The organism is Mycobacterium sp. MAA66 (assembly GCF_041261665.1).
Taxonomy (GTDB): domain Bacteria; phylum Actinomycetota; class Actinomycetes; order Mycobacteriales; family Mycobacteriaceae; genus Mycobacterium.
On record NZ_JBGCCC010000001.1, the window covers coordinates 323,937 to 336,710 of the forward strand.

A 12,774-nucleotide genomic window follows, 5' to 3' on the forward strand; every position below is an offset into this window, starting at 1 on the left:
CGCCTCCCATATGGTGGGCGGATGACTGCGCCAGATTCTGCGCGTCCGTTGGCGGGCGTGCGGATCGTCGAGATCTCCAGTTTCGTTGCGGTACCACTGGCGGGAATGACGCTGACCCAGCTCGGTGCCGAGGTCATCCGTGTCGACCCGGTCGGTGGGGCGGCGGACTATCACCGCTGGCCGGTGACCGACGCCGGTGAGAGCATTTACTGGGCCGGACTGAACAAGGGCAAACGGTCGGTGGCGGTCGACATGCGCGCACCGGAAGGCCAGCAGCTGGTGGCCCGGCTGATCGCCGAAGCCGGGGTGCTCATCACCAACGTTGCCGGGCGGCAATGGCATTCGTATGAAGCCCTGGTTTCGCGGCGTCCCGACCTGATCCATGTCGAGGTATCGGGCCGAGCCGATGGGGGTACCGGCGTGGACTACACCGTCAACGCCGGGCTCGGTTTCCCGTTGGTCACCGGGCCGGCCGGGCTCGATACCCCGGTCAACCATGTGCTGCCGGCGTGGGATGTGGCTTGCGGACTGTACGTCGCGCTGGCGGTCACCGCGGCGCTGCGGCATCGCGACGCCACCGGAGCCGGGCAGCGCGTCAGCATCCCGTTGGAGAACGTCGCGCTGGCAACCGCGGGAAATCTGAGTTTCCTCACCGAGGTGATGGTCAACGGGGTGTGCCGAGAGCGGATCGGCAACTCGCTGTTCGGTCAGTACGGGCAGCAGTTCCTAGCCGCCGACGGCGCGGCCTTCATGATCGTGGCGTTGACCGGACGGCACTTCAGAGACCTTACCGAGGTGACGGGTACCGCGAAAGCCGTTGCCTCGCTGGCGGAATCGCTGGCCGCGGACTTCACTGACGAGGGTCAGCGCTATCGCCATCGGGACGCGCTGACCGGCCTGTTCACCGTATGGTTCTCCGCGCATACCGCCGACGAGATCAGCGCGGCGTTGAGCGGTACGTCGATTCTGTGGGAGCGCTACCGCGACTTCGCCGAGGCGGCAGCGAGTTCGAAGGTGACCGCCAATCCGTTGTTCACCGAACTCGATCAGCCGCGAATCGGCAGGTATCTGGCGCCCGGCCTGCCCATGCAGATCGACGGGCAGTATGCCGCAGCCCAGCCGTCACCGGCGTTGGGCGATCACACGGTGACGGTGTTGTCCGAGTTGGGGTTGCCCGGCGACGAGGTGGCCCGGTTGGTGGAAGCGGGGATCGTGGCATGAGCGTGCTGCCCGAACTGCTGACGGTGTCGGCCGGCTGTGAGCCAGACGCCTGGATTGGTGCCGCGGGTGGACCGGTGGGTAAGCGGGCGTTCGGTGGGCTGCTGATGGCGCAGAGCCTGGCCGCCTCGTGTCAGACCGTCGATGAGGCCAAGCGGCCCACTGCGATGCATCTGCACTATTTGCGCGGCGGCGAGGCCGGCGAGGTCACCGACTACGTCGTCACCCGGGTCTACGACGGGCGCACGGCAGCGTCGCGCCGAGTCGAGTCATTCCAGTCGGGCCGGATGCTGACGACGGCGTCCGTGTTGTACTCCACCGACCTCGCTGGTCCGTCACACGGTCAAATGGCAGTAATGCCAACCGATCCCGACACGCTGCCGCCGACAGGTCCGCCTGGACCGGCGCCTGCGGTGCCCCTGGATGAACTGGACATCCGAATCTCCGATGACCGGTCGTCCGGGGAATTCGTGCGTCGGATGTGGTGGCGGGTCACGGTGCCGCTGCCACCGGAACAGTTGGCGCACATGATGATTGCTGCCTACGTCACCGATCTCTACGGGATAGACCCTGCGCTGCAGGCGCACGGCCACTCGATGCAGGCCCGGACTCACCGCAGTGGCACCACCGATTTCTCCATCTGGTTCCACCACCCGATCCGGGCAGATCGGTGGAATCTGTTGGAATCCCGGTCACCGGCGGCCGGGCGTGGCCGTGGGGTGGTCACCGCAGCGCTGGTGGGCGCCGATGGGACCCTCGCCGCAACACTGGTACAGGAAGGGTTGATCGCCGACCGCGAGTGAGGCGAACATTGGTTGCTGGCCGGCATATTGCAGTACCTTCATGGGCGAACTCGCTAAGGAGAATTGACATGGCATTTTCAGCAGCTCGCCCAGTGGCACTGGGCGCTTTGACGGCGGCACTCATCGGTTCGGCAGTTGCCGCGACACCCGTCGCCAATGCCGGCGGACCATGCGCGGCGAGCACCGCCGCCAACATCGCAAGTGGCGTGCTGGGAGCCATGGGGGGATACCTGGACGGTCACCCCGACGCCGATGCGGTGGTCACGGCGGCGGGTAACCAGAATGCCGGGCAGGCGAAGAACTCGCTGACCACGTACTTCGCCACGCACCCGCAGCAGATGCTGGACCTGAAGGGCATTGCCGATCCGCTGATCAATTTCAAGCGGCAGTGCAACATCACGATGAATGCGGGTCAGTTGGCCGCCCTGATCCAGTCGTTCGGCTGACGGCCAACCCGGTGAACGGCGCGCAGGCGCTGATCCGCACCCTCGCCGACGCCGGGGTCACTGTCTGCTTCGGTAACCCCGGCACCAGCGAAATGCATTTCGTCGCAGCGCTGGATTCGGTGCCCGAAATGCGCGGGGTGCTGTGCTTGTTCGAGGGCGTCGTCACCGGTGCCGCCGACGGGTATGCCCGGATGGCCGACAACCCGGCCGCCACCCTGTTGCACCTGGGGCCGGGCTTGGGCAACGGCATGGCCAACTTGCACAACGCTCGTCGCGCGCATTCGCCGCTGGTCAACATCGTCGGCGACCACGCCCTGGGCCACAAGAAGTACGACGCACCACTGGAATCGGATATCGAATCGGCTGCCGGCACGGTGTCGGGTTGGGTGCGTCGGTGCCGCGACACCGCGGCGGTCGCCGCCGATGCCGCGGATGCAGTTGAGGCCGCGAAGCTGGGGCAGGTGGCCACGCTGATCCTGCCCGCCGATGTGTCCTGGAGTGAGGGCGGCGAGCCCGTCGCCGCATCAGGTGGTTCGGTGTTGCGTCATGAATTCGACTACCGGGACGGTGTGGATCCGGCCGAACACGCGGTGCACCACATTCGTTGTGCCGATGACACACAACAGGTTTTCGGTCCGGACTCCACCATCTTGATCGGCGGCGCGGTCTGCCGGAACCGTGGCCTGCTGGCGGTCAGCCGCATCGCCGCGGCCACCGGCGCCAAGGTTTTGGTGGAAACCTTTCCGGCCCGACTCGAACGCGGCGCCGGGGTGCCCACTTTCGAGCGGCTGGCCTATCTGGCCGAAGCGGCCGAGGCCCAATTGGTCGGCACCAAGCACCTGGTGCTCGCCGGTGCCCGGTCCCCGGTGTCGTTCTTCGCCTATCCGGGTAAAGCCAGCGACCTGGTTCCCGAGGGCTGCCAGTTGCATGGGGTGACCGGTGACGTGGTTACCACGCTCGAAGCGCTGGCCGACGCGCTGGCAGCGCAAGCCGTGCCGGTCGTGCAGGAGCCGCGAATTCCCGAGCTACCCACCGGCGCAACCGAACTGACGACCCAGAACTGGGTCGACGTCGTCGCCGCGACGCTGCCCGAGCACGCGATCGTGGTCGACGAATCCAACACCAGCGGTTTTCTGCTGCCACAGGCCACCATGGGTGCGCCGCGCCACGATTTATTGACGCTGACCGGCGGGGCCATCGGATTCGGGTTGCCCAACGCCGTCGGCGCAGCAGTGGCCTGCCCCGACCGTCCGGTGCTGTGCCTGCAGGCCGACGGTAGTGCGATGTACACGATTTCGGCGTTGTGGACCATGGCGCACGAGCAGCTCGACGTGGTCACCGTGGTGTTGAACAATGCCGCCTACGCCATCTTGCGGATGGAGTTGCAGCGCGTCGGCGCGCAGGCCGGCGGCCCGAAGGCCGCGGCGATGCTCGACCTGTCCAATCCCACAACCGATTTCGTCGCCTTGGCGCAATCCATGGGAGTGCCTGCCGCTCGCGCCACCACCACTGCGGAACTCGCTGAGCTATTGCTGGTGGGTTATGCCACCCCGGGGCCGTACCTCATCGACGCGGTGGTTCCGCCGCTGTTGTAGCACTTGAGCCCGAGTGCCACGCCACCGGCCATTTGTTACCGATTTCTGACGACCGTCTGACTTCTCTTGTCGCGCCGCGCTATTCATAGCTTAATGGGTAGTGATGGCGGATGCCCTTGGAGCTGGCGAGGGCTCCGAAGGTGAATGGAAAGGCCATGGCAGATGAGTAGATTCAGGTTCACTGTGGCGGCGACCGGAGTTCTGATCGGCATGGCCGTGGCGGGCGCGGGAGCCGCCGGCGCCGCAACGCCGAGCATCGGTTCTTCCGCAGGCGATGCGGTCAATGCGCTGACGGCGCAGGGTTATAGTGTCCAGCTCAGTTCCACTCCGAGCTCGCCCTTGTCGGACTGCACGATCGCAAACATCAACACGTTATCTGACGCTGGTGGAGCACCCGGCGCAGTGCCTGTGGCCTATGTCGACGTCACTTGTCCGACTGGCTGCTGACGTGCGCCGTCACGCCGTAGGCGATGTCGTCGACCCGCAACAGTGGACCACGCTGGCCGGCATGAGCTGCCATGTCCCCGACTCGGAGCTTCTGCTGCACATCCAATTCCGACGTTTTGCCGGATGTCCGATCTGCAACACGCACTTGCGTGAGGTGACGCTGCGTGGCGACGAACTGGCTGCTGCCGGCATTCGTGAAGTGATCGTCTTTCATTCCAGCGCTGACGAGTTGCTCAGGTATCAGCCGGACATTCCGTTCGACGTGGTCGCCGATCCGGATAAGGTCTTGTATCGCCAGTTCGGCGTCGAAACGTCCTGGCGCTCATTGTGTAATCCCCGACTATGGCTGCGGTTCGCCGCGGTTGCCGCAACGATGTGGCGGACGGTGCGCACCACACGGCGCCTTCAACTCCGGCCGACCGGTGGTGAGCTGGGACAACCTGCCGACCTGTTACTGAACACCCGCGGCGAAGTGGTGGCCGTGAAGTACGGACGGCATGCGTACGATCAGTGGTCAGTCGATGAGGTTCTCACCTTGGCCGGGGAATTCCGCAGGAGTTCCTAACGTAGTGCGGCGTAGGCGAATTCGGCCATGCCGTCGGCCGGGCCGATCATTGCGCGGTAGCCGAGCTTGCCGGCCGCGCGTGCGGGATCTGCAACGATGTGGCGGACGTCGCCGGCCCGATAACGGCCGGTGACTCTTGGTGTGCCCGAGCCGCGGGCAGTGCAGAGTCGTTGGGCCACTTCATAAATTGAGATCGGTTGGCCCGAGCACACATTGACTGCCTCGAACCCGCCGAGGTCGGCCTCGACCGCGGCGACGTTCGCCGCCGCCACGTCATCGACGTGAACGAAGTCCCGCATCTGTCCGCCGTCCTCGTACACAGTCGGGGTGCGTCCGGCCTCCAATTCCGAGCGGAAGATCGCCGCCACACCGGAATACGGGGTATCGCGCGGCATTCCGGGGCCGTACACATTGTGGTAGCGCAACGCGATCACCGATGCTCCGGTCGACTCGGCCCACGCCAGGGCATAGTGCTCCTGCGCCGTCTTGCTGGCCGCGTAAAGACTGCGCGGACGCAACGGTTCGTCTTCGCCCACCAGCTGCCACTGCAGCGCTTCGCCACCCACCGGGCAACGGTGCTCGAACGCTCCGGCATCCAGATCTGATCGGCGGCGCGGCAACGGGTCGACGTCGCCGTGCTCGGGGCACGCGTAGCGGCCCTGGCCGTAGACCACCATCGATGACGCCAGGACCAGTTTGCGGCACCCCGCGGCGAACATCTCCGCCAACAACACGGTCGTCCCGTAGTCGTTGTGCCCGCCGTATTCTGGGGCGTCGGCGGCGTTCACGCCCGCGCCGACCACCGCCGCCTGATGGCACACCACATCGATGCCCCTCAGCACGCGGGCCAGCCCGGCGGAGTCTCGCACGTCGAGTTGTGAACATCCTTCTGGTGCAGTGGCATTCGGCCCATGTGCGGCGGCCAGCATCGCGTCGACGCCGACGACATCGTGCCCCTCGGCGACCAGCGTGGCGCTCACCCGGCTGCCGATGAACCCCGCGGCGCCGGTCAACAGCACCCTCATGCCGTCGCTCCGTCGGCATCGGCCAGCGGAAGCCGCACCTCGAACCGGGCCCCGGTGTCCAGATTGTGTGCCGACAGCGTGCCCTGATGGGCCTGCACCAGGCCGGCGGCGATCGCCAAACCCAGCCCGGAACCGCTGGGAAGTGATGAATCCGCGCGTGGCACACGACCGTTGGAGCCGCGATAGGCGACGTCGAACACCCGGGCCAGATCGGCCTCGTCGATGCCCACGCCGGTGTCATCGACGCGTGCCCAGGCGCCGTTGGCGTCGCGGCCGAGCGTGAGCTCCACCCGGCCACCCTCGGGGGTATGAGCGATGGCATTGGCCACCAGGTTCGACAGCACCCGCACCAAAGCCCGGTCACTCCCGATGACCCGGACCGGTTCGGCGGGCAGACTGGCCTGCAGGAGCACTCCGGCGCGTTCGGCGGCGATGCGATGGGTGGCCATCACGTCATCGACCACCTCGTCGAGGGCCACGGTGTCGTGCGCGGGCTGTACGGCGCCCGCGTTGATCTTGGACATCTCGAACAGGTCATCGACCATTTCAGAGAGCCGGATCGACTCCTGCTCAATGTGTTTGGCCTGCTGGCGGGCTTCGGAGGCATCGACCACGCCGTCGGAGATGGCTTCGGCGACCGCCCGGATACCGGCCAGCGGTGTGCGCAGATCGTGGCTGACGAAAGCGACCAGCCGCCGTCTGGACTGTTCGGCGGCGCGTTCGGAGTCGCGGATCTCCTTCTCCCACACCGTTCGCCGGGCCTGGTACCGGGCCAGCATGATGGCGGCCGGGATGGTCACCACCGACACGATCAGCAGGACCACGGCGATGCGTTCGAATGTCTCGGTGATCATGAACCCGCTGGCGCCGAGCACGCCGATGAAGGTGGCCAGCGTGGGAATAAGGATCAGCACCACCATGCTGACGGTCATCGACCACGACCGGGAGAACCGGATGATGAGTGCGCCGATGACCACGATCGGCACCGAACAGGCGAGTGCCCACCCGACGATCTGCCACAAATCGGTTGGCATGGTTCAGTACTCCTGGCCGGGTTGTCTTTCGGTGCTCCACAGGTAGCCACGACCCCACACGGTCTGCACCCGGTGGTGGTTTCCGAGCTTGGCGCGCAATCGTTTGATGTGCACGGTGACGGTGGACAGATCGCCGAAATCCCACTGCCACACCAGTTTCAGCAGTTGTTCGCGGGAGTACACCGTGTCGGGATGGGACAGCAGAAAAACCAGGAGATCGAACTCCCGGTTGGTCAGGTTCATCGGTACGCCATCGACGGTTGCCGAGCGGCTGGCCGCGGACACCTGCAGGCCGCAAGTGTTGAACTCCAACGGCGCGGTTGTCGTCACTTCCGAGGCCCGGCGCAACACGCTGCGCACGCGCAACGCCAACTCACGCGGACTGAACGGCTTGGTCAGATAATCATCGGCGCCGGCTTCCAGGCCGGCGATACGGTCATCTTCCTCGCCGAGCGCGGTCAGCAGGATGACAGGCATGCCGTAGCCCTCGTCGGAGCGCACGCTTCGGCACAGCTCGAGCCCGTCGGGTCCGGGCATCATCACATCGAGCACCGCCAGATCGACTCGGGTGGAATGCAGTAACTGCAGGGCCTCGGAACCGTCACGGGCGATGGCGACGTCGTGTCCATCGCGTTCCAGATAGCGGCGCACCACATCCCGCACGACGGGGTCGTCATCGGCGATCAGCACAGTGCTCACCGTATCGACAGTAGTGCTTCTGGGTCGCTACCTGCGTGGACGTCACAGTTTCGTCATCACTGGACACCTTTCACCGGCGGCGACACCGGCTTAGGTTTTTGGCATGCCGTCTACTCCGGTCACCGTGCTGCTGCCCTGTCTGAACGAGGCAGAGTCGCTGCCGGCGGTGTTGGCCGGCATTCCTGAGGGGTACCAGGTGATGGTGGTGGACAACAACAGCACCGACGACACCGCCCGGGTGGCACGTGAGTACGGTGCGGAGGTCGTCTACGAGGCGCGGCCGGGCTACGGGGCGGCTGTGCATGCCGGGGTAGTGGCCGCCGATGGCGCGGTCGTCGCGGTGCTCGATGCGGACGGCTCGCTCGACCCGCGGGCGGTGCCGGCGTTGGTGCACGAACTGGAACTCGGCGCCGATCTGGTTGTCGGCCGCCGTCGCGCGGTGCCGGGATTGCGTTGGCCGTGGCATGCGCGGGCAGGTACCGCAGTGGTGAGCTGGCGGCTGCGGTCCAAATTCGCCCTGCCCGTGCATGACATCGCTCCGATGCGGGTCAGCCGCCGTGATGCCTTGTTGTCGTTGGGCATTGTGGATCGGCGTTCCGGCTATCCCGTTGAGCTGCTGGTGCGTGCCGCGCGGGCCGGCTGGAAGGTGGTCGAACGCGACGTCACCTACGGGCCGCGCATCGGTGGCGTGTCCAAGGTCAGCGGCTCGGTTCGTGGCAGTGCTGTTGCAGCAGTGGACTTCTGGCGGCGAATCCGATGAGTGACGTGCTGCCCGTGACAGTGGTGGTGGTCGCCAAGGCTCCGGTGCCGGGGCTGGCAAAGACCAGGCTGGCCGCCGCCGTCGGTGCCGAGGCTGCCGCGGACATCGCCGCCGCGGCGTTGTTGGACACGCTCGATGCGGTGGCTGCGGCTCCGGTTGCCGCCCGTGCGGTGGCGCTGACCGGCGACCTGACCCAGGCTCGAGCGTCCGCTGACATTCGGAATCGGTTGGCGGCATTCACGGTATTCGATCAGCGCGGGTGCGACTTCGCCGATCGGCTTGCCAATGCGCATCTGGACGCGGCACGTGCGGGCTACCCAGTTCTGCAGATCGGGATGGACACACCCCAGGTCAGCGCGGACGCGCTGGGCGAGTGTGCGCGTGCTCTGCTGGGCGCGGAAGCAGTACTCGGTCCGGCCACGGACGGCGGCTGGTGGCTGCTGGGTCTGCACGATCCGGAGTTCGCCGGATGTCTGCGCACGGTGCCGATGTCGCGACCGGATACCGGAGAGCTGTCGCTGCGGGCGCTGCGCGCCGCGGGTCTTCGGGTGCAACTCGTCGCTTCGCTGTCCGACGTCGACACCATCGGCGATATCAGTGCGGTGCGCCGACATTGTCTGCTCGAGAGCAACTTTCATCGAACTACCACTGAGCTGGGGGTGTGATGTTCGGCAATCTCTACGAGCGCGCATTGGTGGGCGAACGATGTTGGATCCGGCACGTCGATGGCACGGTACAACGACTGCCGGTGCACAACTGGCTTGGCGGGCATCGCAGCGACCGACGGTTCGACCGAGCGGTTTTGGAACGGTGCGATGGACCGACAATAGATCTCGGCTGCGGCCCGGGCCGACTGGTCGCCGATCTGATCAGACGGGGAGTGCCGGCCCTCGGCGTGGACCAATCGGCCACCGCAGTGGAGATCGCTCGGCGCAGTGGTGCGCCGGCGCTTCGTCGTGATGTGTTCGATCCGCTGCCCGGAACCGGCCGCTGGCAGACCGTCTTGTTGGCCGACGGCAATGTCGGGTTGGGTGGCGACCCCTTGCGAGTCCTGCGTCGCGCAGGTGAACTCCTTCGACGCGGCGGCGTGTGCCTGGCCGAATTCGATTCGGCGCCAATCGGAATTCAGTACCAATGGGTGCGGCTCGAATCGGCACGCACCATAGGTCCGTGGTTTCGGTGGGCGGCGGTCGGCATCGACAGTGCGGCTCGGGTCGCTCACGAGGCCGGCCTGGCGATCACCACGGTCCACCCGATCGGTAGCCGGCTGCTGGCAACTCTGGAGCTGTCGTGAGCTTGCGGGGTACGGCGGTCACTGCCCGCGTCGGGGTCGCACTAGGCGTCGCGATCACCGTTTGCTTTGTCACCGGATTGCTCAGTCACCTCATTCAGCACCCCCAGCCGTGGTTCGACTGGCCGACCCGACCGGTCTGGCTGTACCGGCTGACACAAGGCACCCATGTCGCGTCCGGAATCGCCGCCATCCCACTGACCGTCGTCAAACTGTGGTCGGTGTGGCCGAAACTGTTCGAACGTCCGATCATCGGTGGCATCACGCGCCAACTGGAACGGCTCTCGATACTGGTCCTGGTCGGCGCGATCCTCTTCGAACTTTCGACCGGACTGCTCAACATCGCCCAGTGGTACGTATTCGGATTCTTCTTCACCACCAACCATTACGCGGTCGCTTACCTTGCCCTCGGCGCCGTGCTGGTTCATCTGGCGGTGAAGCTGCCGGTGATCCGGCGGGCCCTGGGCGAGCCCATCGAGGCTGCGTCGACAGAAGGGGTCACCGGCCCGACCCGGCGCAGCGTGTTGCGCGGTACCTGGCTGGCGGCCGCAGTCGCCACGCTGGCCACGGCCGGTCAGGCGGTGCCGCTGTTGCGGCGCGTCTCGGTGCTGGCCCCCCGATCAGGCCAAGGGCCGCAGGGTATTCCGGTGAACCGCAGTGCGATCGCCGCCGGCGTGTTGGTCGGCGCCTATTCGCCGAACTACCGGCTGACGGTGGTCAACGGAACCAGGAGTCGGGCTTTCTCGCTGGCGGACTTGAACGCCTTGCCGCAGTCGACGCACCGGCTGCCCATCGCATGCGTCGAAGGCTGGAGCGCCGACGCCGAATGGACCGGGGTGGTGCTGGCCGACCTCGTCGAGGCGGTCGGGGGCTCGCCGCACGACGACGTGCGGATGGTCTCGCTGGAGCCGCCCGGTCCGTACTCGCGGACTGTGTTGCCGGCCCGTCATGCCCGCGACCGATTGACCCTGGTTGCTTTGCGACTCAACGGCCAAACGCTTGACGCGGACCACGGTTACCCGTGCCGGCTCATCGCGCCGTCGCGACCCGGCGTACTGCAGACCAAGTGGCTATCCCGAATCGAGATGGTGTGATGAGGGTGATCCGAGCGGGTTTGGCCGCAATTGGACTGTGCCTTGCCGTCTACGGGGCAACGTTGCTCAGCGCGAATCCGCAGGTGATCCTGATCCGGATTCTGACCTGGGCACTCGCCGCCGTCCTCATCCATGACGCGGTGTTCGCCCCGCTCTGTGTGGCCGTCGGTTTCGCCGGTCGCAAGCTGCTGCCCGAACGCTGGCAGGCGCCGGTTGCGGTGGCGGCCCTGTGCAGCGTGGTTCTGCTGACACTGGCGGTACCGGTTTTCGACAAACCGGGACGGCATCCGGACAACAGCACCGTACTCGACCGTAATTACCATGCTGGACTGTGGATTTCGCTGACCGTGGTCTGGGTTATCGCTCTCGGTCGGCTGCTACCAGTTCGTAAGAATGAGGTGGTTGAGCGCCAGGGCACCGACGACGTTGAGAGCGAGCCACCAACGCCGTGACGTCGCGGGCAGCAGCCCACCGGCGGCCGTCAGCCACACCGTGAACGGCAGCCAGATCCGCTCGGTCTCGGCCTTGCTCAGCATGCTGACATCGGCGCAGATGATGGCCAACAATGCGGCGAGTACCAATAGGTTCATGCCAGAACGTCGACGCACTGCATCGATGTCGAACGCGCGACTGATTCCGGCCACGGAACCGACGCCTATTGCGCACACCACCGATGCCAGGTTGGCCCATGACCAATACTGGAACGGCCTGTTGCTGGCGATGCCCTGCCAATAGCGTTGCTGCACCAGTGTGTATCCGTCGAACCACCAGAATCCGGCGATGGCAAATGTCGCGACGACCAGCAATGCCGGAACGGCTGCACAGACCGCGGCGCGGATCGCTGACCTTCGGTCGGGGGCGGTGCACAGGACGGCCACCGCGAGAAATCCGATCAATACCAGGCCGTAGTTCAGGAAGATGCCCCAGCCCAGCAGCAACCCGGAGCAGGCTGCGGTGAGGACCGGCCGTTGATTGCGGGTCGCCTTGGCCAGCAACGCGATACCCCACGCGGCGACGCCTGCGTAGTAGCCATCGGCCGACACCGCGATCCAGATGACCGTGGGGGCCACGGCGACGAACGGTGCCGCGGACCGGGCAGCGGCCTCGCCCGATATGGTCCGGATTGCCACCACGATGGCCGCGGCCGCGCTGGTGCCGATCAGCGTGCACCACCAACCTGCCCAGGCGCCGCCGCCCAGGCCGAGGCGGTCCAACCATACGAACGTCAGCAAGGATCCCGGCGGATGTCCCGAAACATGGGTGATCCACGAATTCGGTTGAAAGTCAGGGATTCTCGATGCAAAGGTGCGCACCGCTTCAGGCAGATCGTGCACGGTGGGCACCTGGCGCAGATACTCGTTCGGCGCGGTCAACCGACCGGCGAAGCCGCGTTGCCAGCCGTCCACCATGGCCAGAGCGAACGCCCAGCACAGCGATGCCGCCCACACCACCCAAGGCAACGCAGGCCACCGGATCCGGGCGGCGACCGTCGGCCCCCACAGCACCGCGCAGATTGCGATCAGCACCGCGGGCCCGGTACCCCAACCGACATGGGCATCCCACCAGCCGAAGATCGGTGCGGTCTGCGCGAAGGCCTGGATCTGCCCGGCTGTGCTGTGGATGAGTGGCGTGACGATTCCGAGATGCAGCAGGGGGACGACAAATGCCGCCAGCACCAACACGGCCGCCGAACCTGCGGCGATAGATTCGCGACGTCCTGGCCTCACGACCAATCACCCTATGGGACGAAGTCGCCGGAAGAACTGACCAATGTGTGACGGGATGACGGTTCACCGC

14 protein-coding genes are annotated in these 12,774 nt (G+C 66.1%); 10 read left to right on the forward strand and 4 right to left on the reverse strand.

All coding sequences use genetic code 11. The annotated features are described in order from the left end of the window. Positions 1-21 precede the first annotated feature (21 nt). The 5 genes from ABIA30_RS01570 (at position 22) to ABIA30_RS01590 (ending at position 5,074) form a co-directional block, all read left to right on the forward strand. Positions 22-1,221, forward strand: coding sequence for a CoA transferase (locus tag ABIA30_RS01570; RefSeq protein WP_370061440.1), 1,200 nt, complete (start codon positions 22-24; stop codon positions 1,219-1,221). Then, complete coding sequence (locus ABIA30_RS01575; RefSeq protein WP_370061442.1) at positions 1,218-2,021, forward strand: acyl-CoA thioesterase; 804 nt, start codon at positions 1,218-1,220, stop codon at positions 2,019-2,021. Before ABIA30_RS01570 ends, ABIA30_RS01575 begins: the two co-directional genes overlap by 4 nt. A 68-nt stretch (positions 2,022-2,089) precedes the next feature. Next, a complete protein-coding gene (locus ABIA30_RS01580) occupies positions 2,090-2,467 on the forward strand; it encodes a hemophore-related protein (RefSeq protein WP_370061444.1) in 378 nt (125 codons plus the stop codon). An 11-nt stretch (positions 2,468-2,478) separates the two neighbouring features. Further along, the gene (locus ABIA30_RS01585) at positions 2,479-4,062 is read left to right on the forward strand and encodes an acetolactate synthase large subunit (RefSeq protein ID WP_370061446.1); all 1,584 of its coding nucleotides are present in this window, start codon (positions 2,479-2,481) and stop codon (positions 4,060-4,062) included. Between the two features lie 415 nt (positions 4,063-4,477). Beyond that, positions 4,478-5,074 (forward strand): AhpC/TSA family protein, encoded by a 597-nt coding sequence (locus ABIA30_RS01590; RefSeq protein ID WP_370061448.1) that lies wholly within the window; start codon positions 4,478-4,480, stop codon positions 5,072-5,074. Here ABIA30_RS01590 and ABIA30_RS01595 read toward each other — a convergent pair. The 3 genes from ABIA30_RS01595 to ABIA30_RS01605 are packed head-to-tail and all read right to left on the reverse strand — an operon-like array spanning position 5,071 to position 7,832. Beyond that, on the reverse strand, positions 5,071-6,099 hold the full coding sequence (locus ABIA30_RS01595) for an NAD-dependent epimerase/dehydratase family protein (RefSeq protein WP_370061450.1): 1,029 nt from the start codon (positions 6,097-6,099) through the stop codon (positions 5,071-5,073). The two genes, ABIA30_RS01590 and ABIA30_RS01595, sit on opposite strands and share 4 nt — an antisense overlap. Next, entirely contained in the window at positions 6,096-7,133 is a 1,038-nt protein-coding gene (locus ABIA30_RS01600; protein WP_370061452.1) for a sensor histidine kinase, read from the reverse strand. Before ABIA30_RS01600 ends, ABIA30_RS01595 begins: the two co-directional genes overlap by 4 nt. A gap of 3 nt (positions 7,134-7,136) precedes the next feature. Continuing rightward, positions 7,137-7,832, reverse strand: a complete 696-nt coding sequence (locus tag ABIA30_RS01605) for a response regulator transcription factor (RefSeq protein ID WP_370061454.1) — start codon at positions 7,830-7,832, stop codon at positions 7,137-7,139. 103 nt (positions 7,833-7,935) lie between these two features. Here ABIA30_RS01605 and ABIA30_RS01610 point away from each other — a divergent pair, with 103 nt between their 5' ends. The 5 genes from ABIA30_RS01610 to ABIA30_RS01630 are packed head-to-tail and all read left to right on the forward strand — an operon-like array spanning position 7,936 to position 11,429. Further along, entirely contained in the window at positions 7,936-8,592 is a 657-nt protein-coding gene (locus ABIA30_RS01610; RefSeq protein ID WP_370061456.1) for a glycosyltransferase, read from the forward strand. Next, entirely contained in the window at positions 8,589-9,257 is a 669-nt protein-coding gene (locus ABIA30_RS01615; protein ID WP_370061458.1) for a DUF2064 domain-containing protein, read from the forward strand. The genes ABIA30_RS01610 and ABIA30_RS01615 overlap by 4 nt, the downstream gene beginning before the upstream one ends. Further along, on the forward strand, positions 9,257-9,886 hold the full coding sequence (locus tag ABIA30_RS01620; RefSeq protein WP_370063218.1) for a methyltransferase domain-containing protein: 630 nt from the start codon (positions 9,257-9,259) through the stop codon (positions 9,884-9,886). The genes ABIA30_RS01615 and ABIA30_RS01620 overlap by 1 nt, the downstream gene beginning before the upstream one ends. Positions 9,887-9,888: 2 nt before the next feature. Further along, entirely contained in the window at positions 9,889-10,977 is a 1,089-nt protein-coding gene (locus ABIA30_RS01625; RefSeq protein ID WP_370063220.1) for a molybdopterin-dependent oxidoreductase, read from the forward strand. Continuing rightward, positions 10,977-11,429, forward strand: coding sequence for a hypothetical protein (locus ABIA30_RS01630; RefSeq protein WP_370061460.1), 453 nt, complete (start codon positions 10,977-10,979; stop codon positions 11,427-11,429). The genes ABIA30_RS01625 and ABIA30_RS01630 overlap by 1 nt, the downstream gene beginning before the upstream one ends. Here ABIA30_RS01630 and ABIA30_RS01635 read toward each other — a convergent pair. After that, positions 11,355-12,704 (reverse strand): hypothetical protein, encoded by a 1,350-nt coding sequence (locus ABIA30_RS01635; protein WP_370061462.1) that lies wholly within the window; start codon positions 12,702-12,704, stop codon positions 11,355-11,357. The two genes, ABIA30_RS01630 and ABIA30_RS01635, sit on opposite strands and share 75 nt — an antisense overlap. Positions 12,705-12,774 lie beyond the last annotated feature (70 nt).